This window comes from Paenibacillus humicus NBRC 102415 (assembly GCF_004000905.1).
Classification (GTDB): Bacteria; Bacillota; Bacilli; order Paenibacillales; family Paenibacillaceae; genus Paenibacillus_O; species Paenibacillus_O humicus.
In genome coordinates this window covers 1-22011 of record NZ_BIMD01000034.1, presented here as the reverse complement: position 1 = coordinate 22011, position 22011 = coordinate 1, and the positions used below count along the sequence as shown (strand labels likewise).

At 58.7% G+C, this 22011-nt stretch carries 17 protein-coding genes and 1 pseudogene; 1 reads left to right on the top strand and 17 read right to left on the bottom strand.

The window, feature by feature from the left end:
* Positions 1 to 2: 2 nt before the first annotated feature.
* The 3 genes and pseudogenes from PHU01S_RS18285 to PHU01S_RS18275 all read right to left on the bottom strand — a co-directional run bounded on the left by PHU01S_RS18285 (position 3) and on the right by PHU01S_RS18275 (position 4019).
* A pseudogene (locus PHU01S_RS18285) lies at positions 3 to 1210 on the bottom strand (type II secretion system F family protein).
* Positions 1211 to 1213: 3 nt separating this feature from the next.
* A complete protein-coding gene (locus PHU01S_RS18280) occupies positions 1214 to 2257 on the bottom strand; it encodes a type IV pilus twitching motility protein PilT (RefSeq protein WP_127509018.1) in 1044 nt (347 codons plus the stop codon).
* 97 nt (positions 2258 to 2354) lie between these two features.
* Entirely contained in the window at positions 2355 to 4019 is a 1665-nt protein-coding gene (locus tag PHU01S_RS18275) for a GspE/PulE family protein (protein WP_127509015.1), read from the bottom strand.
* A gap of 304 nt (positions 4020 to 4323) precedes the next feature.
* Between PHU01S_RS18275 and PHU01S_RS18270 the strand changes: the two genes are divergently transcribed.
* Positions 4324 to 9597, top strand: coding sequence for an Ig-like domain-containing protein (locus PHU01S_RS18270; RefSeq protein WP_127509012.1), 5274 nt, complete (start codon positions 4324 to 4326; stop codon positions 9595 to 9597).
* 204 nt (positions 9598 to 9801) lie between these two features.
* Here PHU01S_RS18270 and PHU01S_RS18265 read toward each other — a convergent pair whose 3' ends face one another.
* From PHU01S_RS18265 to yabN, 14 genes are all read right to left on the bottom strand, one after another.
* Positions 9802 to 11817 carry a hypothetical protein gene (locus tag PHU01S_RS18265; protein ID WP_218032470.1) on the bottom strand — a complete coding sequence of 672 codons (2016 nt, stop codon included), beginning with the start codon at positions 11815 to 11817 and terminating at the stop codon, positions 9802 to 9804.
* Between the two features lie 76 nt (positions 11818 to 11893).
* Positions 11894 to 12457 carry a PulJ/GspJ family protein gene (locus PHU01S_RS18260; RefSeq protein WP_048746268.1) on the bottom strand — a complete coding sequence of 188 codons (564 nt, stop codon included), beginning with the start codon at positions 12455 to 12457 and terminating at the stop codon, positions 11894 to 11896.
* Positions 12441 to 13019 carry a type IV pilus modification PilV family protein gene (locus PHU01S_RS18255; RefSeq protein ID WP_127509006.1) on the bottom strand — a complete coding sequence of 193 codons (579 nt, stop codon included), beginning with the start codon at positions 13017 to 13019 and terminating at the stop codon, positions 12441 to 12443. Before PHU01S_RS18255 ends, PHU01S_RS18260 begins: the two co-directional genes overlap by 17 nt.
* A 274-nt stretch (positions 13020 to 13293) precedes the next feature.
* Positions 13294 to 13872: a S1 domain-containing RNA-binding protein gene (locus PHU01S_RS18250; RefSeq protein ID WP_127509003.1), complete on the bottom strand. Its 579-nt coding sequence runs from the start codon at positions 13870 to 13872 to the stop codon at positions 13294 to 13296.
* Between the two features lie 166 nt (positions 13873 to 14038).
* Positions 14039 to 14275, bottom strand: coding sequence for an FtsB family cell division protein (locus PHU01S_RS18245; RefSeq protein WP_218032469.1), 237 nt, complete (start codon positions 14273 to 14275; stop codon positions 14039 to 14041).
* A gap of 104 nt (positions 14276 to 14379) precedes the next feature.
* Entirely contained in the window at positions 14380 to 14988 is a 609-nt protein-coding gene (yabQ, locus tag PHU01S_RS18240) for a spore cortex biosynthesis protein YabQ (RefSeq protein ID WP_232316982.1), read from the bottom strand.
* Positions 14985 to 15269 (bottom strand): sporulation protein YabP, encoded by a 285-nt coding sequence (yabP, locus tag PHU01S_RS18235; RefSeq protein WP_048748410.1) that lies wholly within the window; start codon positions 15267 to 15269, stop codon positions 14985 to 14987. Before yabP ends, yabQ begins: the two co-directional genes overlap by 4 nt.
* A gap of 145 nt (positions 15270 to 15414) precedes the next feature.
* The gene (locus PHU01S_RS18230; protein WP_373864545.1) at positions 15415 to 16425 is read right to left on the bottom strand and encodes a siderophore ABC transporter substrate-binding protein; all 1011 of its coding nucleotides are present in this window, start codon (positions 16423 to 16425) and stop codon (positions 15415 to 15417) included.
* A 46-nt stretch (positions 16426 to 16471) separates the two neighbouring features.
* Positions 16472 to 17230: an iron ABC transporter ATP-binding protein gene (locus PHU01S_RS18225; protein WP_048748408.1), complete on the bottom strand. Its 759-nt coding sequence runs from the start codon at positions 17228 to 17230 to the stop codon at positions 16472 to 16474.
* Positions 17227 to 18195, bottom strand: coding sequence for an iron chelate uptake ABC transporter family permease subunit (locus PHU01S_RS18220; RefSeq protein ID WP_127509001.1), 969 nt, complete (start codon positions 18193 to 18195; stop codon positions 17227 to 17229). The genes PHU01S_RS18225 and PHU01S_RS18220 overlap by 4 nt, the downstream gene beginning before the upstream one ends.
* The gene (locus PHU01S_RS18215) at positions 18185 to 19138 is read right to left on the bottom strand and encodes an ABC transporter permease (RefSeq protein ID WP_164763106.1); all 954 of its coding nucleotides are present in this window, start codon (positions 19136 to 19138) and stop codon (positions 18185 to 18187) included. Before PHU01S_RS18215 ends, PHU01S_RS18220 begins: the two co-directional genes overlap by 11 nt.
* A 241-nt stretch (positions 19139 to 19379) precedes the next feature.
* Positions 19380 to 19661 (bottom strand): RNA-binding S4 domain-containing protein, encoded by a 282-nt coding sequence (locus tag PHU01S_RS18210; protein ID WP_021881315.1) that lies wholly within the window; start codon positions 19659 to 19661, stop codon positions 19380 to 19382.
* A 1-nt stretch (position 19662) separates the two neighbouring features.
* Entirely contained in the window at positions 19663 to 19965 is a 303-nt protein-coding gene (locus tag PHU01S_RS18205; RefSeq protein ID WP_159442458.1) for an HU family DNA-binding protein, read from the bottom strand.
* A gap of 230 nt (positions 19966 to 20195) precedes the next feature.
* Positions 20196 to 21737 (bottom strand): bifunctional methyltransferase/pyrophosphohydrolase YabN, encoded by a 1542-nt coding sequence (yabN, locus tag PHU01S_RS18200; protein ID WP_127508998.1) that lies wholly within the window; start codon positions 21735 to 21737, stop codon positions 20196 to 20198.
* Positions 21738 to 22011 lie beyond the last annotated feature (274 nt).

Here is a 22011-nt window from a genome sequence, read left to right as displayed (position 1 = left end):
GTCTATCCCATCTGCCCGTACAAGCTGAACATCGGCAGCATGATCGCCGCGACGATCAGCCCTACGATTCCCGCCAGGAACACGATCAGCAGCGGTTCGATCAGCGACTTCAGCAGTCGACGGTGTTGTCGACGTCCATCTCGTAAAAGTCCGCCACCTTGGCGAGCATTTGGTCGAGCGCCCCGGTCTCCTCGCCGATCGCGATCATCTGCGTCACCAGCGGCGGGAACACCCATGCCTTCTTGAGCGGCTCCGACAGCGGGTTGCCCCGCCTCAACGAGTCCGCCGATTTGCGCAGATACCCGGCAATGACCCGGTTGCCGACCGCCTCCTCCACGATGTGGAGAGACTGGAGCATCGGAACCGCGCTTGCATACAACGAGGACAGCGTTCGCGACACCTGGGCGATAGCGCCCTTTTGCTGCAGCTTGCCGAATACCGGCATCTTGAGCTTGAGGTAATCGAGACCGTAGCCGCCCCGCTCCGTCCGCGAAATGCCGTATACCCCGCCGACAAGCACGATCGCGACGAGGATCCAGATGTACCACTGGTTCTCGACGCTTTTGCTCATCCCCATGACGATCTTGGTGATCGCCGGCAGCTCCGCGTTCATCGACTCGAACATCGCGACGAACTGCGGCACGATCGCCTTCAGCAGGTACACGACCGCCGCGATCGCCAGAATGCCGACAATGACCGGATACGTGAGCGCCGACTTGATCTTCTCCCGCGTCACATGCCCCTTCTCGAAGAAGGTCGCCAGCCTCTCAAGCGTCCCTTCCAGGTCGCCGGATTCTTCGCCGGCCCGAATCATGCTCGTGAACATGACCGGAAAAATCCGCTTGTGATCCTGCGCGGCCTGGGAAAACGAGGTGCCCCTCAGCAGGGCGGAGTGCACATCCTGCAAAGCCTTGCGCAGCGCCTTGCTCTCCGTCTGCTGCGCGAGAATCTCGGTCGCATCCACGATGGTGACTCCGGCGCGGATCAGGGTGGCGAACTGGCGGCAGTAGACGATGAAGTGAGCCGTCTTGACCGGATTGCCGATATAGATGTCCATGTTGAGGACGGTGTTCCGATGCTCATCCAGCGAAAGGACGATGAGGCCGCGCCGCCGCAGCTCTTCCATGGCGGACGGCTTGTCCATCGCCGTGAGCATGCCCTTCAGCTGCTTGCCGCTGCCGCTCTTGACGTGATATTGAAATTGCGCCAAGCGTCACTCGCCCCTTTCGCTCAAATAAGCCCTGGCTTCCGCCGGATCGGCCAATCCCTGCTGGAGCAGCGTCCGCACGCTCCCCTCCAGCGTGCACATGCCTTGCGCCCTGCCGGTCTGCATGACGCTGCGGAGCTGATGAACCTTCTCCGTCCGGATCAGGTTCGCCACTGCCGGTGTATTCACCATGATCTCCGCCGCGCACAGACGGCCCGTGCCGTCCGCGCGCCGCAGCAGCCGCTGCGACTGCACCGCAATGAGCAGCGAGGCGAGCTGGGAGCGGATCTGCCCTTGCCTGGATGCCGGAAACGAATCGATGATCCGGTCCACCGTCTGCGGCGCGTCGGCCGTATGCAGCGTCGACAGGACGAGATGGCCCGTCTCCGCCGCCGTCAGAGCGGCGGCCATCGTCTCCGGATCTCGCATTTCGCCGACCAGGATGACATCCGGCGCCTCCCGCATCGCCGCGCGCAGTCCGCTCTCGAAGCTGGCTGTGTCGATTCCGACCTCCCGCTGATCGATCAGGGACTTTCCATGGGGGTGGACGTACTCGACCGGATCCTCCAGCGTCACGATATGGCGGCCCGACGTCCGGTTGATATGTCCGATCAACGAAGCCAGCGTGGACGACTTGCCGCTTCCCGTCGGACCGGTGACGAGCAGCAGCCCTTGGCGGCGCTCCGCCCACTCCCGGGCGATAACAGGCACTCCGAGCTCTTCCAGCGAAGGCACCGAGGCCGGGATGACCCGCGCGGCGAGACTGATGCCTCCCCGCTGCCGGAACGCATGGAGGCGGAACCTCGTCCCATCGGCTTCATAAGCGAGATCGGCCTCGCCTTGCTCGCGGAGGCTGGTCTCCATCCCGCTGCCGAGCAGCGGCAGGATCATCGCCTCCGCCTCCGCAGCGGTGAGCGGCGCTCCCCAGCTCTCCAGCCGTCCGGCCGTCCTCAGCATCGGAGGCGCGCCAGGCGACAAATGAAGATCGGAGCTTCCTCTGCGGCGGGCTTCGCCAAGCAGCTCCAGCATCCTGTCCAGCGGCTGCTTCATCGCCATCTCTCCTGTCTCATGCTCTTTCTCGGTTCCTTCCCGTTCCCCATGTCGACAACGCGGAGCCTCTTCGTTTCTTAAAGAAGGCCTCTTGCTCTTACTGCATGACCGCCTCGCGCATGACCTCCTGGAGCGTGGTCAGACCCTGACGCACCTTCTCCATGCCATCCTGCAGGAGGCCTGTCAGCCCGGCCCGCTCCGCAGCGGCTCGCAGCTCCAGCACCGACGCCTCGCCGCCGATCATCCGGCGCAGCTCGTCCGAGACGGCCAGCACCTCGTGGATGGCGATCCGTCCGCGGTAGCCGGTCTTGCTGCAGCTGCCGCAGCCGGCGCCGCGATACAGCGTATCCGTCTCCACGCCGTAGCTGCGGAGCAGGATGGCTTCCTGCTCCGTCGGCGCATGCGCCTGCCTGCAGTCGGGGCACACCCGGCGCACGAGCCGCTGCGCGACGACGCCGACGAGCGAGCTGGCAATCAGGTAAGGGGCGATGCCCATGTCCCGGAACCGGGTCACCGTGCTGACCGCGTCGTTCGTATGCAGCGTCGACAGCACGAGATGGCCCGTGAGCGAGGCGCGGATGGCGATCTCCGCCGTCTCCGAATCCCGTATTTCCCCGACCATGACGATATTGGGATCCTGCCGGAGAATCGAGCGCAGGCCGGCCGCGAACGTCAGGCCGATCGCCGGATTGACGTGGACCTGGTTGATGCCGTCAAGCTGGTACTCGACCGGATCCTCGACGGTGATGATGTTTTCGCTGTCCTTGTTGAGATGCTGGAGCGCAGAGTAGAGGGTCGTCGTTTTGCCGCTGCCGGTAGGCCCGGTCAGAAGCACGATGCCGTAAGGCGACTCCACCATGCCTTTGAAGAGGCTGTAGTTCGGAGCGCTGAAGCCGAGCTGGTCGATGCCCTTGACGCCGACGCTGAGATCCAGAATCCGGAGCACGAGCTTTTCGCCGTGTATCGTCGGGAGCGACGAGACGCGGATATCGACGGTGCGGTAATCCACCTGCATCTTGATGCGTCCGTCCTGAGGCAGCCGGCGTTCCGCGATGTTGAGCCGGGCCATGATCTTGAGACGTGCCGTAATGAAGCCCTGCATCTGCTTCGGAATGACCCGCTCCGAACGCAGCATGCCGTCGATCCGGTAGCGGATGACGACCTGGCTCTCGCCGGGATCGACGTGGATGTCGGATACCTGGAGCTGGACCGCCTGCTGAATCATGCCGTTTACCAGGCGCACGACCGGTGAGTCCTCGTCGGTGATCTCCATTTCTCCAATGTCTTCCTGCAGCGGCAGGTCGCCCATGATCTGGCTCATGGAATCCTGCAAGCCGTAGAACCGGGCGATCGCCCGGTTCAGCTCCTCCTTGCTGGAGATCGCCGGCTCGATCCGGAAGCCGGTGCTCATCCGCAGCTCCTCGATCGCGAAGTAGTCGAGCGGGTCCGCCATGGCGACCATCAGCTTGCCGCCTTCCTTATGCAGCGGAATGACCTGATAGCGGCGGGCAAGGCTCTCCGGAATGATCTGGGCGATCGAAGGGTCGATCTGATATTTGAACAAGCTGACATGCGGGATGCCAAGCTGGAACTCCAGCACTTCGATGAGCTGCTGCTCCGTAATATATCCCTGCGCGATCAGAAGGTCCCCAAGCTTCTGCTTGGATTTCCCCTGCTCTCGCAGCGCTTCCTGAAGCTCCGCCTCCGTAATGACGCCGCTCTCCACAAGCAGGTCGCCCAGCCTCTTTTTCCCCATGCTCATGCCTGCTCCGCCCTCCGTCCGTTGCTCTATGTAGTAGTGATTCGGCAATTGGAATCGTTTTTTTTAGGTCTTAGGTCTGAAATTTAACTCTATTTTCAGGACGGAATGTGAAATAACATTTAGAGAATATTGATATATCGTTATACATTCTCATAATTACTTCTGATTTGAAGGGGATATCAGCTATCTAGAACTATTTTTTGCCGAAATATATCCTTATTTAGGCATTTGAATTATAATCTTAGATACCTAAATTAGTCTATATTTCCTATAAAATTCTCGACATTCGGAAGGAGAATTTATCATGACACGCCGTCGGCGCGCCCTCGTCTTTTATTCGCTCATCCTGCTCCTTCTGATCCAATGCCTTCCGCTTCCGCCTGGCCAAGCTCCTTCCACAGCTTCCGCCGCCAGCGCAGCCGACCCATGGCGCATCCTGGAAATCACCGATTCCGGCACGACCGACCTCAGCCTGGGGTCCAGCTACAAGGTCGATACCTTCTCCATGAAGAAGTTCGTCGCGATGCGGACCGACATCGACGGCCTGTACGATGCGGTCTATATCGGCAAGGGACTATACAACCCCGAAAGCCTCGGCCTGCTGACCAGCAACGACGACCGGGACAAGGCGCATAAAACGAAGGATATCCTGAACGACATTACACGCCTGAAAGCCCAGGCTCTTATTGACGGCTACGTCAACAAAGGCCTGCTCGTCCTGCTCTACAGCGACAGCGCCACGAAAAACGGGCTGCTCTATCAAGGCAAGGCCGGGGCTCCCAATCCAGGCGTCCTTTATGAAAAATTCAGCCCCTACAACACCCCGTCCGGCAAACGGGAAAATGTGCTGTACCTGGACGCAAACGGCCTCAAGAATTTAGGCTCCACTCTGGCCCAGACCAAATACATCAGCCTGCTGGACAAACGTCCGCAGCTCAAGCTGACATCGTCGCCGGTCAACTATACGCTGAACCCCGACAAGATCTACCGAGCGGGCGACGTGCTGACGTTTCAATACGACAAGCCTGCACGCTCCGGCCTGCGGGCCAATCTGTACCTGAACCAGGACTCTTCCCTTCCTTACGTTACGGATCAGATCGTAGCCTCCTCGGACGCAGCGGGCTCGGCAGGCCAGCTCAGCTTCCGCATGCCGAGCGGCTTCTCCGGCCTCTACTATTGGAAGCTTGAGCTGGTCGACACCGACAGCGGCCTGAAGGATTACGAGTCCGGAGTCATCCGTTATCGGGACAAGCTGACGCAGATCAGCGTTCTTCAGGTGATGCCCAACGGCAACACGTACAGCGCGCTCACTCAGAACTCCGTCCTGACCCAAAGCTTCCTGTCGTCCGAGGACTACAGCATTTCCATCCGAACGACCGACATGACGAGCTTCAACAAGGCCGGCTCCGAAACGAGCTACGACAAGATCAGCGGCCGCTACGACATGCTGATCTTCGGCTTCAAGGATTCGTACAACGGCAGCGCCGGCATCTCCCAGCCGGCTGCGGACGCCGTCAACGCCTTCATCAAGACGGGCCAGAGCGTCATGTTCACCCACGACACCGTCTACATAAGCAGCGGCACGACCGACAACGTCTGGACGAGCAATTTCAAGAAAAGCACCGGCCAGACCGGCACGTACACGAATATCGGCCTCAACGCGAGGCTCGCATCCACCACGGTGCAGAACGTGAACGACGGCCTGCTCACCCGGTTCCCTTTCAATCTGCTCACCGACTCGGGCGGCAAGGCAAGGACGCCCAAGGTCGCCAGCACGCATGACCAGTATTTCATGCTGGACCTGGAAGATCCCGACGTCGTGCCCTGGTACAACATCACCGGCGGCAGCGGCTCGAACATCCGGGATCCCGAGGACAGCTACAACCACTACTACACCTACTCCAAGGGCAACGTGACCTACTCCGGCACGGGACACAACTTCACGACCGGAGCGAGCACATTCCCGGAGTGGGAGCAGCAGCTGTTCGTCAACACGATGTACCGGGCCTACATGGGGTCCAACCACAAGCCCGATCTGAACGTGCAGCTTCCGGTCGCCTACAGCGCGGCCGCCGACAACATCATACCGGCTTATCAGAACATTCCGGTGAGCTTCACGCCGGAGGATCTGGATCTCAATGACCGCAAGCTGCAGGCCAAGGTCGAATTCACCTACACCAAGGACGGCAAAAAGGTCACGGAAACCAAATACCAGTCCAGCCAGGCGCTCTCGGGAGCTCTGATCTCGGAATCGTATCCCAATCCTCTCCCGAAGGGCGGAGATATCGAGGTCAAATTTTCGGTGCAGGACAAGCAGGGAGCCAAATCGGAGGTCGTCATCCCGGTCAAGATTCGGGTCGTATCGGCGGATCTCCAGGTTTCCAGAAGCATCGATGGCCTGTTGAAGGAATCGATGGCCGTTCGGGGCAAGGATTTTCAGCTGAACTATCGCATCCTGCCGCAGCCGGTGCAGAACCGTCAGGGCGAAGAGAGCCGGATGGTCATCGCCTCCCCGACCTTCACGGAGAAGCTGCCGGCGAACATCGAGGTGAGCGGCCTCCCGGCCGGCTTCTCCAAAACCGGCACCTTGGCCGAGGGCTATACGATTAGCGGCAATCTGGCCGATATCCAGTACCGGCCGGATGCGTCCGGCACCTTGTACTCGGCGAGCCCCGTAACCTTCTCCCTGACCGCCAAAGCCTTGCAGACGGGAAGCTATTCCCTCAGCTCCGCATCGCTCGGCTTCCGCAACATCGGGCAGCTGACGGCTTCAGAGGCCTCATTCAATGCGGTGTCGCTGGAGGCGGTCGTGCCGCTGACAAGGCTGGAGATCACCGGAGCCGAGCTGGGCAAAGGAGACAGCTACAAGCTGCTCCCTTCCTATGATCCCGCCGACGCGACGCTGTCTCGGCTTACGTGGACATCCAGCAATCCAAATGCCGTCATCGTCAACGACAACGGCACGGTGACCGGGCTCAAGGAGAACTCCAGCTCCGTCATTACCGTAACGGACGGCATTACAGGCATCAGCTCCTCGGCGACGGTCCGGGTCATCCAGACGGGCCTTTCGATCGCTACTGCCGACGGACAGCTGCGATACGTGCTCGGCAGCCGGATCGGCCTGCAGGCATCCCTGCTCAAATCAACCGGTGAAATCGTAAGCGCCGCGGGAGTGGAATGGTCGGTGACTCCTCAGAGGGAAGGCGACAGGGGCGTGGAGGAGAAGAAAGGCACGGACAATAAAACCTGGACCGGCGCTTTGTATCCGACGCAGCCTGGCGAATATGTCGTCTCCGCCACCGTAAAAACCAATCTGCATACCTACACCAGCCAGACCGTCACGATTGCCGTCACGGAACCGGACCTGAGGCTGAGCGGGCCTTCCGTCATTGTGACCGGGGACAATCTTGCCGAGTGGTCCCGCGTCTGGGGATCGGTTCAGCCTGTGGACGCGGCCGCGCGGCCGATCGATTACCTCTGGTCATGGACTCCGACAGCTGGCGCAGCCGGTTCCTCGCTGTCCGGCAGCTCGACTCAAAGCAAGCGGCTGGCCGCATCACAGGCCGGAAGAGGCATCTTGCGGCTGGAGACGCGTCAAAAGCTTGGCAATAACGAAATCATCACGCTGAACGTCCGGACTATGGATATCTCCATTGCCGCCGCACCGTCGCTCCAGTCCGGCAAGAACAGCCTGCTGCCGGGAGAAACGACTCCGCTGACAGTGAGTTGGCCGTCCAGTACAAGCGTGCCCGCCTATTCGGCAGCTTGGTCTACCGGACAAGGCGGCTCCATCTCCAGCGGGACCTCTTCAGGGGCATCGTTTGCAGCGCTCAAGCCGACCACGGATCCGGTCCGGGCCTCGGCAGCATTGCGAATGGAAACGGGATTCGCCCTGACGCTGTACAAGGACATCGCCATCATCGATCCCGGACTCAAGCTGTCGGGGCTGTATGACCGTATTGCAGTCAACCAATCGCTGACCGCTGCCGTCGGATCATCGAATCCGACCGTAAATCTCGATTTTGCCAAGCTGGTCTGGTCGCTGGAATCCGCCCCTTCAAGCTTGGCTAAAACGGAGCGGTCAGCTCCATCCAGCCTTGAGCTGACCGCGCTGAAGCCCGGAACCGGCACGCTCAAGGCATCGCTCCCTATGAGCGAAGCCTACACTACGGAAGCATCGAGATCTTTTGCCATTGTGGACTTCCAAACCAAGGATGCATATCGAATGAGCAAAGGAGATCGGCTTGCCAGCTTGAATTCACTGATTCAGGAAGCGAATCCCGATAGCTTGAAAGCCGATATCCTTGCCGGCATCGTATGGACGAGCAGCAACAGCTCCATTGCGAAAGTCGCAGCCAGCCCCAAAGACGGCTACAGCCTCACGGGCTTAAATGAGGGCATAGCGACGCTGACGGCATCCTACCGGGCTAACGGAGCGGCAGGCGGGCTGATCACCCGCAGCTTGACGGTAACGGTCCAAGCACCGCAGCTCAGCCTCGATGCCCCTGCGGATCGACTTGCGCCAGGACAGTCGCTGACCCTCCAAGCCGGATGGATGGACCCGGAGAACGGCCGCTCGATGGATGGCTTGAGCTGGTCCTTGGCTAGCGGCTCCGATTCGACGGCCAGCCTGAATCCTTCCGCCGGCCATCCGGGACAAGCCTCGCTGACGGCAAAGGCGCCCGGAACCGTACAGGTCCAAGCATCCGTGCCTTTATCGGATGAAGATGCAGCGCCGGCGAGCGCAACCAAGACGTTTACCGTTGTCGATTTCAGGCTGCTGGAGGAGCTCTCTCCGATGATTAAGGGAGAAAAGCTGTCTCTCAAAGACAACGGCCTGAGCGTCATGCCGAATGCCCAGGCTTCCACAATTGTCCCGGATATCAGCTGGACAAGCAGCAACGCCAACGTTGTTCAAGTCAACGACAATGGCGTCTTGACGGCCGTCGGCAAGGGCACTGCCACCATTCAAGCCCGATATCAGGCCAATCTTGAAACCGGAGGAACGATTAGACGCGAATTGGCCGTAACCGTATTGGAGCCTCAGCTCCAGATCGCCGGCATCGGCGATCTGCTGCTTGTCGGCCAATCCACGACAGCGACGGCAAGCTGGGCAGCTGGAGAATCCCTTCCGCTAGGCAAGCTGCAATGGCTGGTCTCATCGGGCGAGACGAGGGTCCGCATAACTCCGGACAGCAATCATGCGGCTATAACCGGCCTGTCGCCCGGCTCCGTGACGCTGAAGGCACAGATTGCCTTGAACGCAGGCTACGTTCCGTTCAAAACCAAAACCATGGCCGTTGTCGATTATCGATTGCCGCAAACGCTAGCCATGACCCAGAATGACACCAAGGGACTCGACAAGGTTCTGACCGTGCTGCCGGACAAGTCCTACTTCGAGCGGGTCAGCTCCCAGCTCGTCTGGACGAGCAGCAATGTCAATGTCGCTGCCGTCGAGAACGGCTTGGTCAAAGCCAAAAATAGAGGATCGGCCACATTGACCGCAACATACGGCAACACCGGCATCAAGCGCAGCGTCCAGGTGACCGTATCGGCTCCGGCCGGCGACCGGTATTAATTGATGCCGCTGGCAGAGCCGCTGCCTGATATTCCGGTGGAGCGGGAACCAAGCTGAGACCCCGGCTGAACATGGGAGCCGCTGCTTCCAATCGCTATCGCGATCATCCCGATGGAATAAAAGGTCTGCAGAGCCAACGAATCTCCCCAATACCAAAGAACCCGGAAGGCAGCGAGCCTTCCGGGTTCTTTTCTGTCCGTTCTCTCAATGCTTCAGCAGCTTCAGCGGTCCCGTCGTCAGCCGGACCTTGTTCACTCGCGGCAGAGCGACATTCTGATGGGCAAAGACTTGATCGTTGTATTCGATGATGAAACGCGCCTGCTTCTCATTCAAGCCTGATTGCTCCGCAAAGATCAGCCGGCCCTCCGCGGCGTTCTCTGTCGTGGAGCCGAGAGTCGCATTGAGCGTCAGATTGCCTTTGGAAAAGAAGCCGCCGTTCAGCCAGAAAGCGCTGCCGACCCCATATAGGCTCGCCGAGCTGTCCGTGTACAAGAATGCGTCCAGCACCTGACGCTCGCGCTCCGCCGCCGAATCGTATCCCTGCTCGTCCAGCCGCTGGAACGAATCGACCCGGTACAGGCCGATAGGTCCGAGACCGATGAGCACGAGCTCCCTTTTGCTTGTATCTCCCGAGAGCTTCAATCCCCGGATCGCCGCGTCGCGTATATCGGTGCGTCCCAGCGCCAAGATGGTGGCATCCACATCTACCTGGCCTGAAATCTCGACATTGCCTGTCACGAGCAGATTGCCCCGCAGCCGCAGCTTGTCGGCGGCATCCTCCTTATTCCCTTGAAGAATAAGATCGCCGTTTACGATCAGCCAGTTGCTGCGCCCTTTATTGGCGAAGTCGATCGATTTCAAGTTGGGACCGAGCACCAGGGGACCGTCGATAATCGCTGAGGAGGGACGCTTCACGTTTTCGGTTCTCATTCCTATCGTGGCCAGCTTGCCCCCGAGCACATCGATTTTACGGTTATAATCATCCATTTCCTGGTTGTACGTCTCCAGCATCTGCTGATACTCTGCGAGAGCGGCCTCATACTCGTCCCAAGCCGGATCTGCTGGAGCTTCGGCGACCGGGATTCCGGTCCCCGTTCCGCCTTCCGCCGCATCTCCCGCATCGGAAGCGGGATTCGGCTCCTGAGGCGACGGTTGAAGAAGAATGTCGGGCATAACGGGTTCTAGCGGAAGCGGCGGCATGCTCTTCAAGTCCTCATAGGAGCCGGCATAATCTTTTCGCAGCTTCGTGACCAAACCCGGCGCCTGCCCGGCGGCATAGACATTTTGAATAACCGTCCGATCCAGCCTGTACGCCAGCTCTCCCCTCTCGCTCCGGTCTCCGAGCGAATCCCCCACCTTGTCCAAGAAGGAGCTCAGCACGTCGATGGACACGAATTTCTGAGCCGGCATCGGATCAATGACATCTGCAAGCCCATGCGTAACCGCCTTCTCCGCGGACGTGATGGTCCCATTCAAGCTTTTGTCGTAGAAAGGAATGTACCCGCCGGGAACTCCGCTTCCATATGTGGGGCCATAGCCATAATAAAGATTTTGCGGATTGCCGGTAATCAATCTGCCGGAACCGTCGACCGGATTCCCATTCACGCCGAGCTTCGGCTTCAGATACATGAACTGCGACTTCTGCGTCCGCTCTACCGACTGATAAATGAACTCTGCGGCATCGTTCATCCTTAAGCCTTGGCCGGCATACAGATTGCCCATAAAATAAGGCGCGCCGTGAACCGTCAGCAGGCCTTCCGAACCGAATGCGTACTTCAGAAAGTCCGGATACGTATCGAGGACGATGACCTGCTGCAGCCGGCGTAGGGCTCCATCAACCTGAGCTTCGGCCGTCACAGTCAGCGAGTATTGATAATCCGCCGCAGCGCCGCCCGATCCTGGAGGAAGGCAGCGCCCCGACCCCTCTTCTTCTTTTGTGCAGCGTACGCTGACAACCTGGTAAAATGGCGGGGCCGCCGCATCAAGCTTGCTGCCGCCCTTCATATCTCCAAGCTGCTCGTTGAAGCTTTTCGTAAAGCTCGTCAGCTGGTTGCCGAGATCATCGGGATCGATGGTCCGGTTGTTGAACCTCTCATAGATGGCGGCGATCGCCTCGTCCAGCCCCTTCTGGGCCAGATGAAGGCTCTGCACGTTCTCCTCGCTGCGCTCCGTCCGCATCGCCCCTCCAAGGGCGGCTCCCAGCACGGCCACTCCGAGCATGGTAAGCAGGAGAATAAGAAAGACGACGAGCAGCAGCGACGAACCCCTATCGTCGCTTAGGTGAAGGGCACGCCTTCTAGAATCCGAACCGGCTCTCCAAATCAAGCGTGTAATCCCTCCCCCCATATGATTGCAGCAATCTCAATCGGATCGTCAGCAGGCCGCTGGCGCATTCCTTGCCTCCGTCCTCGCAGCCCAGAAGGATGGAGGAGGAGGCTTCTCCCTCTGTCACGAGCGAAGACGTCAGATCCAAAGCGTCTCCGGAATCCGTCTCTTCGAGCACGGCTGGATTTTTCCCTATAAACAACGTTCCTTTGCCATTGGCATCCTTGCCGATACGGACGACTTCCGCTTGCGTTTCTGCAAAAGCGGGAATCAGCCTGACGCCGCTGCCGGCATCCAGCTGCGCCAGCTTGGCCGGACCGTATGCATACAGCTTGGTCATAATGGCCGTCATGGCCAGATCGCCTTCATCGCGCAAGGAATTCTGAATCTTCACCCGCTCATAGGAGCTCATCCCGAACGTAATCGTCGCGTAGATAACGCCCAGGACAACCGACAGCAGGCTGAGAGCGGCGATCAGCTCGATCAGCGTAAACCCTCCGTCCTCCTTGCGGAGACGGTCAACGAATCGTTTCATCGGTCAAATACCCCTCCACTTCCACGCTATCGCCGGGACTTCCCGAATACGGAGCCACCGTCACGATGACAGGCAGCAGGTATCGGTCGATCCGGCTTTGCGTTCCATCGCCCTTGCGAACTTCATCCAGCTCGTCCGGGATCAGCTGGAGTCCGGGAGCAAGGCTCTCCTGATAACGGACCGACACGGTATACCGTACTCCGTTGATGTCAGGATGCAGCACCTGCTGGAGGACGGCCGGATTTTTCGCCAGTCCTTGACATGCTTCCTTTCCGGATGGACTTGAACAGGCTTCGCCGCTTAGAATCCGGAGCGAAGCGCCGTCCTCCGCCTTGGAGAGATAATCCTTGAGCGGCTGGAAAGGCTGCTTCTGAAGATAAGAGAGCGCGTTGCGCCCGAGCTGAACGGCGATCGTCTTGCTCTGGTTGTGCTTGGAATAAGACATCGCTTGAATGAAGAACCCGCTCAGCGTCAACGAAACGACCGACAGAATCACGATCGAGGCCATGATTTCGACCAGAGTGAATCCTTCTTCTCCCCCGCTGCCGCCTGGTTTGCGCATGATGATAACCTCCGCAATCTGGTTGATGCTATATTCCCTATCATCGTCAGAATCGGGAGCCTCCGTTAGGTCTTTTGGAATAAACAAGGGAACTTTATAGGGTCTAAGGGCTCAGTATTCATTGCCATGCCGATAGGCTGTCGCTGCAAATCCGAAATTCTAGTCGCCATCCCCTAGAACGGGAAACCGAAGCATCTCTGAAGCCCTCGAAACGCCAAAAAAACAGAGCCCCAATAAGGGCTCTGTTCTCCGGGGTCTATCCGTCCAATTGCTGTTAGACCCGCTTGGCTCCGCGTCCGCCGCGTTTGCCTTCGGTATTCTTCTTGAGCGACGAGATCCGTTCTTCGCTGTCTTTTAGGAAACGGGACATCTTATCCTCAAAGGAGGGCTTGCCAAAAGCAGGACGTCCTGCGCCGGACTTGTTGAACGGACGGCCTCCGCCGCCGCCTCCAGGTCCACGGCCTCCGCCGCCGAAGCCTCCACCGCCGCCCGGACCGCGTCCGGCGCCGCCTGGACCTCCAGGTCCGCCTGGGCCGCGTCCGAATCCGCCGCCTGGGCCGCCGGATCCGCCTTCGCGGTTGAAGCGCTCGCGAGCAGGTGGCGCGCTGCCTTCCGGCCGGTCAATCGCCTGCTTGATGGACAGACCGATTTTGCCGCCTTGGTCGATGTTGATGACTTTGACCGTCACCAAGTCCTCCAGCTTCAAATGGTCCTTGACGTCCTTCACGTAATTATCGGCAATCTCGGAGATGTGTACGAGGCCGGTGACACCCCCCGACAAATCGACGAATGCCCCAAAATGAGTAATGCCTGTCACTTTGCCCTGTAATTTGGCGCCCACTTCTATTGCCATAAAATAAAATGTTCCTCCCTAAAAGTATGTGCGAAGCATGATCTGCCGCCCATGGGGCCGTTCATGCCGACCCTCCCGCGGAAGGGCACGCTTGAATCAATTATAGCGTAATCGCAAAAGCAAGGTCAACAGACGCGAGCCCGCTTCCCTGCTGCCCTGCGGGTTCTCAGTCATTCGGCTGTATAAGCTGCTCCCCGGGCTTCACGAGTCCCTGCTGTTTGGTTGCCAGCTGAGCGATGTATTCCGGGTCGTTGAGCTGCTTGATCTTGGCCTGCAGCTCTTTCGTCGTTTTCTGTATTTCCGCCAGACGGGCCTCCGAAGTTCCGAGACGCTCCCGGGTCGCGGCCTGAGCCTGCATTTGAGAGAACAGGGTATACCCTGCCCACGCTAGAACTACCGTCATGAACAGAAGCCATAGCTTGTATCTTCTGCGCGAACCATCCGTCACGTGATTTCCTCCCGTTCCATCGTGTAGATTAAGGCTTGAAGGACCGGAAAGCATTCCAATCACTTGCGGAAAAGCCTCTTCCAAGCCTGAATGAATCCATTCGACACGCGGCGGGCAGTCTCCTGCACCTTCCAGCGAATCATCATCCCCTGCAGCCAAGAAAGCAGCGGCCGAGTCAGCGGGCGGATCATCCAGAGAATCAATTTGGCGAGCGGTCGCAACAATTGTAGCACAATCTTCAGGATGAAAATAGAAAAGACGGCCAAAAATCCGGCCAAAACCCGAAGAATCCGGTAGATGCCTATGACAGGCCGGATCAGCAGCAGATCCATGCAGCGCAGCAAAAAGCGTATGACCGCTCTGGTCGCGCGGATGAGCCAGCGGACAAGCGCAATGACCGTCCCGCTCAGGGCCAGAAAGTAAAAGCAGATCCCGATCAGGATTCCGAGATATACATACGCCCGCACCTCGCCGTTGTTGCTGGCGTACAAAATCCGGAAGGCGGCCAGCGCCGCCGCGAGCCAATAGCCGATATCCAGCACAGGCAAAATCCACCGGGGAAAGCGAAGCTCATGGGATACGACCCGGTATCCGTCGAACACGCCTCCCATCAGCAGGCCTGTCGCCATCATCATGGCCAGCGTCCAGCCTTGGGTGTCCAGCGTCACTTGAAGATCTTCCCGAATAATCCCTTGGATTTGACGCTCTGGCTTCCATCCAGGTAGGCGAGAGAATGGACAAGCCCTTCGATCGCGACGAGCTCTTGCTCCAGGCTGAGATGCTTCATATGCAGATTCTGGCCTCGAATGGCTAGAAAGCCAAGCTCGGTCTCGAGCAAAAACTCCTCGTTGTCGAAGCTTTCGACGTTGAGTACGCCCGTTATCTCCAGCAGCTTGCGGTTGAGCATCTTGACCTCTTGCCGCTTCTGCCCTTTTACAGGTTCAATCATGCCTCGTCCCCTCCTTATAAGCCTATGCTTATTAGGAGGGGACGAGTTTTAGAACCTATAGGAGTGGGGGGTAAGCATCATTAACCTCCTGCCGGAGAGTTGAAACAGATGCTTCCCGAACTTTATTGTATGCCTTGTCCGGGCCTTAAATGCCGGCTTGGACTTCTTTGACCATTTCGGATACGGACAGAAGGCCGCCGCCGGAAAGATACCAGTATTGCGGGTTCAGGTAGATGATTTTGCCTTCCTTGGCCGCATTTGTTTTGTTCACGAGTTCGTTCTCGATGACGCCCTTGGCGTTATCTCCTTCGCCCAGAGCCGCATCGCGGTCGATGACGAACAGATAATCCGGGTTTTTCTCCCCGATGAACTCGGATGTGATGCTTTGGCCGTGCGTTTCAACCTTCAGCGTCGGATCTACAGCTTCTACTCCCATGGCGTCATGGATGATGCCGAAGCGAGAGCCGACGCCGTATGCGCTCAGCTTGCCGCCGGCAGCCAGAACGATGAGGCCTTTTTTGCCGTCTGCCTTCGCTTTTTCATTTACGGCATCCACGCTCGTCTTGATCTCGGCCAGCTTCGCATCTGCGTCGGCTTCCTTGCCGAACAGGCTTGCCAGCATCTTCACGTTGCCGGAGAAGGAGTTGAAATAATCGGTCTGGTCGAGCTCGACGAACAGCGTCGGAGCGATCTTGCTGAATTCTTCATAAGAGTCCTGCTGGCGTCCGCTGATGATGATCAGGTCGGGCTTGACGGAGTTGATCTTCTCGAAGTCCGGCTCTTTCAGTCCGCCTACGTTCGCAACCTGGCCGCTCTTGTACTTTTCCAGGTAAGCAGGAAGGCTTGTCGCGGGAACGCCCGCGATATTCGCCTCCAGGCCGAGCGCGTCCAGCGTGTCGAGAGATCCGAAGTCGAAGGCGACGATCTTCTGCGGGTTCTTCACGATCGTCGCTTCGCCGAGCTTGTGCTTGATCGTGACCGTGCCGCCATCCGCAGCCGCTTCACCGCCTGCATTGGCTGCCGGGCTCGCATCGGGAGAAGCCGCTGGAGCAGGAGACGCGCTGCCGCCGTTGCTGGAATTCGAGGAGCCGCATGCCGACAGCACCAGCGTCAGCACCATGACCGCAGCCAAGGAGAGCCATTTCATCTTTTTCATAGGTGTTACCCCCATATCGTCATAGTTGGAATTTTCGCTTGCTTCTTCAGCCGAAATAAACGCATACCCGCCTGCCGTCCACTTCCTGGATCGGAACATCCATCCCGTACAGCTCCTTGAGCACTTCCTGCGTGACGATTGTTGATGTCGTGCCTTCCCGGACAACCTTTCCGTCCTTGAGAGCGACGATATGATCCGAGTGGAAGCTGGCGAAATTGACGTCGTGAATGACGAGAATGACCGTCTTCCCCTTCTCCTCCACCAGGCGGCGCAGAACATGCATGATGCCGACGGCATGCTTCATGTCCAGATTGTTGAGCGGCTCGTCGAGGAAGATATACTCCGTGTTCTGGGCGACGACCATCGCGATATACGCGCGCTGCCGCTGTCCTCCGCTCAGCTGGTCGATATACTTATGCTGCATCGGACCGAGCTCCATATAATCGATGGCCTCCTCGACGTAAGCCCAGTCTTCCTTGCGAAGACGGCCCTGGCAGTAAGGAAAGCGGCCGAAGCTGACCAGCTCCCGGACGGTAAGCCGGACATTGATATGATTGGATTGCTTGAGAATGGAGAGCTTCTTCGCCAGCTCCTTGTTGTCCCAGGAGCCGATCGGCCTGCCCTCCACGAGAACCTCGCCCTCGTCATGCGCCATCAGGCGGGTCATCATCGACAGCAGCGTGCTCTTGCCTGCGCCGTTCGGACCGATGAACGAGGTGATCGTCCCCGGACGGATCGAGACCGAGACGCCGTCGATGACTTTTTTGCCGGCATAACTCTTGGATACGGATCTGGCTTCAATCACGCTCGATTCTCCTTTAGCAGCAGGTAGAGGAAATACGCTCCGCCCGCAAAGTTGATGATGACGCTGATTGTCGTCGAGAAGGTGAACACATGCTCGACCAGGAACTGCCCTCCGAGGAGAGCGATGAAGCTGACGAGCGCAGCGCCCGTTATCAGGGCGGGATGGCGGTATGTGCCGAGGAACTGGTACGCCGTGTTGGCGACGAGCAGCCCCAGGAAGGTGATCGGACCGACAAGCGCCGTCGATACGGCGACCAGCACCGCGATGATGACGAGCAGCTGGCGTGTAACGCGCTCATAAGGAATGCCGAGATTGAGCGCGTGATCCTTGCCGAGGGACAACGCGTCCATGTACTTGGACAGCCTCCAGTACCACAGCAGGACGGCTCCGATCAGCACATAGGAAAGCGCCAGCAGATCGTACTCGATGTTGTTGAAACTGGCGAACATCTTGGCCTGGACGACCAGGAAATCGTCCGGATTGATGAGCGCCTGCATGAAGGACGACCCGCTCTGGAACAAGGTCCCGAAGATGAGTCCCGTGAGCAGCAGCAGATAGATGCTGCTGTTCTCGCGGCGGAACATGAGCCGGTAAAGCAGAGTCGAGAAGATCATCATCAGAACAATCGACAGCAGGTAGTTCGCCTGCTTGTTGACGACAAGGAAAGCCATGCCCCCGAATGCGTACACGATGATCGTCTGCAGCAGGTTATAGAGCGCATCGAGGCCGATAATGCTCGGCGTCAGAATGCGATTGTTCGTAATCGTCTGGAAGATTACGGTCGACAGGGCGATTGCGAAGCCGGTAAGCACGATCGCCGCCGCTTTCTTGAGCCTTCTCGGGAGGGCGTAGCTCCAATCGTCCACCCCGTACGCAAGGAACAGCGCCGCCATGACGGCGGCCAAGCCTGTCAGCACCAGCAGCTTGTTCTTCACGGATAGTCCGCGGGACGCCTCAGCTTGCATATACATCCCTCCTCATGATGAGGTACAGGAAGATGATGCTGCCGAGAACGCCGACGATCAGGCTGATCGGGAGCTCGTAGGGACGGATGAGCACACGGCTCAGAATGTCGCATCCGATGACGAATATCGCGCCGAAGACGGCTGTAATCGGCAGGTTGCGCTGCAGGTTGTCTCCGCGGAAGATGGAGACGAGATTCGGAATGATCAGCCCGAGGAACGGAATCGACCCGACGGTCAGGATGACCGAGGAGCTGATCAGTGCGATCAGAATGAGCCCGATGTTGACGATCTTGCGGTAGCTGATTCCGAGGTTGACCGAGAATTCCTCGCCCATTCCCGCGATGGTGAAGCGGCTGGCGAACAGATAGGCCGCGATCGTGGCCGGAACGCTGATGTACAGCAGCTCGTAGCGGCCTCTCAGCACGCCGGAGAAGCTTCCCTGCATCCAGGAATTCACGCTCTGGATGAGGTCGTATTTGTACGCGAAGAAGGTCGTCACGCTGGCCAGCACGCCTCCGAACATAAGTCCGACAAGCGGAATGAACACCGCGTCCTTGAACTTGATCTTCTCCAGCATCTGCATGAAGACGAAGGTTCCGGCCAAGGCAAAGGCGAAGCTGATCGCCATCTTCTGCATCATGCTCGCGCTGTCGAATACCAGCAGCGCGACGAGCAGGCCTAGCCCTGCGGCCTCCATCGTTCCCGACGTCGAAGGGGAGACGAACTTGTTGCGGCTGAGCTGCTGCATGATGAGGCCGGCGATGCTGAGGCTCATGCCGGCGATGATCAGGCTGACCAGTCTCGGCATCCGGCTGATCCAGATGAGCTCCTTCTGGTCGGCCGTAAGGGAGAACAGGTCGGTCAGAGACAGCTGCTGCACGCCGATAAACAGGGAGGTAAAAGACAGAATGACCAGCAGCGGCAAAAGAATGGCCATTCTCACCGGCTGCAAATCTCCATAGGCCTATGTAGGTGTAAATCTTTTAGTTGTATAAGAATGATAATCATTATCACTTACCCCCTTGTTTACTATAATAAAGCCCATTCGTCGAGTCAACCCTTTAATAGCGAGTATCCCAAGTTTTCTTGACAACATGACAAAAAGCCGACCCGAATGCAGATGGCCTGCATTCGAATCGGCTTATTCATTTGCGCCCGCGGCGGGGAGGACTCGGGAATCCCGGCTAGAAGCCGAGGCCGTCATCCTCCCGCTCGCGCGCTTCTTCCTTGAGCAAGGTGTACATCGTCGCAGCCTCGTCCTTGCGGGTCGTCTCCGCCGTCCGCTCGATGCGGACGGTGATGTACTTCTGCCCGTACTGGATGCGCAGCTCATCGCCGGCTTTGACCGAGCTGCTCGGCTTGGCTTCGCGGCCGTTCACCCATACCCGGCCTTGCTCCGACACATCCTTGGCGACCGTGCGCCGCTTGATGAGCCGGGAGACCTTGAGGAATTTGTCCAGGCGCAATTTACTTGATGGCTTCTTTCAGTTTGTTGCCGGCTTTGAATGCCGGAACTTTGGATTCCGGAATCGTGATTTCTTGGCCCGTTTGCGGGTTGCGGCCGGTGCGGCCGGAGCGCGTGCGGGTTTCGAACGTGCCAAAGCCGATCAGTTGGACTTTGTCGCCGGATGCCAGGGCGTCGGTCACTTCGCCGAGGAAGCTGTTGAGTACGGATTCTACGTCGCGCTTGGTCAGGCCGCTTTTCGTTGCGATGCTGTTGATCAGGTCGTTCTTGTTCATTGTGATTTCCTCCCGATAATGGATGTTCATGTAAAGTGCGACAGCTGCCCTGCGCAAGCAGCAGCCGTTCCCTTATTGACGGACAAGCGGCGGCTTCCTGCCGCTTCTTGCCTTCTCTCCCGCAAGCGGTGCCCAGGAGCATGAGAGAAAATTTTACGAGGGTAACGTATTCGTCTCGAGAACGGAGAAATCCTGCTGCCTGCCCAAATTTTTTTGCGGAAAAGGGTCGAGTAGCGGCGAATAGGGTCGAACGGAACCTATTAACCTTTCTTCTTCGCTTCATCCCACCAGCGATCCATTTCTAGTAGATCAGTCTGGTCAAAAGATTTGCCGTTTATACGGAGCTGCTCCTCAATATAGAGAAAGCGGCTGCGGAATTTGGCGTTCGTGCGGGCCAGCGCCTCTTCGGGATCCGCATCCAGGAAACGGGCCGCATTGACGACCGCGAAGAGCAGGTCGCCGAGCTCGCCGGCCTGGGCGTCCTTGTCTCCAAGCGCCGCAGCCTCCCGCACCTCGCGAAGCTCCTCTTCGATCTTGGCGAAGACCGGACCGAGCTCGTCCCAGTCGAAGCCGACCTTGGAGGCTTTCTTCTGGAGCTTGTAAGCGCGCATAAGCGCGGGGAGATCCTGCGGAATACCGTCCAGTACGGAGACGCGGTCCCCGTTCCTGCCTTTGATCCGCTTCTCCTCGGCTTTCATGCGTTCCCAGCTGGCGAGCGCCTCTCCGGAATCCGAAGCTCCCGCATCCCCGAACACATGAGGATGGCGGAACACGAGCTTCTCGTTCAGCTCCTGGATGACGTCGTAGACGTTGAACGCCCCGGCCTCCTCTTCCATCTGGCTGTGAAGCATGACTTGCAGGATGACGTCCCCGAATTCCTCGCGCATGCCGTCGGGATCATCCTGGTCGATCGCTTCGAGCGCTTCGTACAGCTCTTCGATGAAGTTCTTGCGGATGGACTGATGCGTCTGCTCCCGATCCCACGGACAGCCCCCGGGACTGCGCAGAATGGAGACAATCTCATGCAGCCTGTCGAAGCTGCGGTTCTGCAGCCGCTCATCGAAGCTGGCCGGTATGTAGACCAGGCTCAGGTTGCCGTACTCCTGGCCCCTGTCGAGCTCGTACAGAGGCACGGTGAGAATGCGCTCCTCGCCCGGCACCCCGAGCGCGTGCCCGATGACGACCGGGTGGTCCTCCGGATACCGCTCCATCAGCGTCAGCTTGACGTCCGACGCGGTGAAGGCATCGTAGACCTGCCCGATCAGCGTATGCAGCTGCGGCCGCAGCATCGATGTCTTGAGCTCCGCCGAATCGAGCAGCTGGAAGCCCTCGATCGGATCGAAGCCGAGCCGTGTGAAGGCCATGTCGAGGAAGCTCTCGCCGCCGAGCACGGTCAGCTCGATATCCTCCTGCGGACAAATCTCCCTCAGCAGCTGCACTGTGCGCTCGGCGACCATCGGGTGGCCGGGCACGGCATACAGGATGCCGGAGCCGGACGATTCGAAGTCCGCTTTGGCCAGGGAAGCCAGCTCGGAGACGATCCGGTCATACACCTCCGGGAATGATTCCGATTCCTCGTAGAACCGGTCGAACGGCTCCACGGCGATGCCTTGCTCGCGAAGCATGCTCATCATAGGATGTTTCTCGGTGCGGACATAGACTTTGGCCGCTGCCTGCAGCCTCCGCCATATGCCCAGCGTCAGCTGGTCCGCGTCGCCTGTGCCGAGACCGGCTACGGTGATGGACGGCCGGGCCGTTATGTGTTCAGCCGCTCCCGGCAGGCTGGATGATCCGGATGTCATGGCTGTGAATGCCTCCTTTTGGGACGAAGAAGAGCGCTCTATGAGGCAGGAAGAAGCTGAGGCCCCGGTAAGGGCGGCTTCCGCATGCGCTTGGCCCTCCTCTGACTTTACTTGTCCCGAGCCCCGGAAGCAAGCCGGACCGGTTCCAGAGGCCGAAAATAAGGATATTTTAACCTCAAACCCGGTTTTGGGCAGGAATAATGCGGAATCGGCGGAGGGAATTGGCGTATAGAGGGGCTTGAGGATGGAGGGATTGCGCGCTGCTGCCGGGCTG

Excerpts from the sequence above, each read along its gene's own strand:
- PHU01S_RS18260 (WP_048746268.1), bottom strand. The coding sequence starts at position 12,457 with ATGAAACGATTCGTTGACCGTCTCCGCAAGGAGGACGGAGGGTTTACG.
- PHU01S_RS18265 (WP_218032470.1), bottom strand. The coding sequence starts at position 11,817 with ATGCTCGGAGTGGCCGTGCTGGGAGCCGCCCTTGGAGGGGCGATGCGG.
- yabN (WP_127508998.1), bottom strand. The coding sequence starts at position 21,737 with ATGACATCCGGATCATCCAGCCTGCCGGGAGCGGCTGAACACATAACG.
- PHU01S_RS18280 (WP_127509018.1), bottom strand. The coding sequence starts at position 2,257 with ATGAAGCAGCCGCTGGACAGGATGCTGGAGCTGCTTGGCGAAGCCCGC.
- PHU01S_RS18205 (WP_159442458.1), bottom strand. The coding sequence starts at position 19,965 with ATGAACATCCATTATCGGGAGGAAATCACAATGAACAAGAACGACCTG.
- PHU01S_RS18255 (WP_127509006.1), bottom strand. The coding sequence starts at position 13,019 with ATGCGCAAACCAGGCGGCAGCGGGGGAGAAGAAGGATTCACTCTGGTC.
- PHU01S_RS18250 (WP_127509003.1), bottom strand. The coding sequence starts at position 13,872 with ATGGCAATAGAAGTGGGCGCCAAATTACAGGGCAAAGTGACAGGCATT.
- PHU01S_RS18245 (WP_218032469.1), bottom strand. The coding sequence starts at position 14,275 with ATGACGGTAGTTCTAGCGTGGGCAGGGTATACCCTGTTCTCTCAAATG.
- PHU01S_RS18270 (WP_127509012.1), top strand. The coding sequence starts at position 4,324 with ATGACACGCCGTCGGCGCGCCCTCGTCTTTTATTCGCTCATCCTGCTC.
- yabP (WP_048748410.1), bottom strand. The coding sequence starts at position 15,269 with ATGATTGAACCTGTAAAAGGGCAGAAGCGGCAAGAGGTCAAGATGCTC.
- PHU01S_RS18220 (WP_127509001.1), bottom strand. The coding sequence starts at position 18,195 with ATGCAAGCTGAGGCGTCCCGCGGACTATCCGTGAAGAACAAGCTGCTG.
- PHU01S_RS18230 (WP_373864545.1), bottom strand. The coding sequence starts at position 16,425 with ATGAAAAAGATGAAATGGCTCTCCTTGGCTGCGGTCATGGTGCTGACG.
- PHU01S_RS18275 (WP_127509015.1), bottom strand. The coding sequence starts at position 4,019 with ATGAGCATGGGGAAAAAGAGGCTGGGCGACCTGCTTGTGGAGAGCGGC.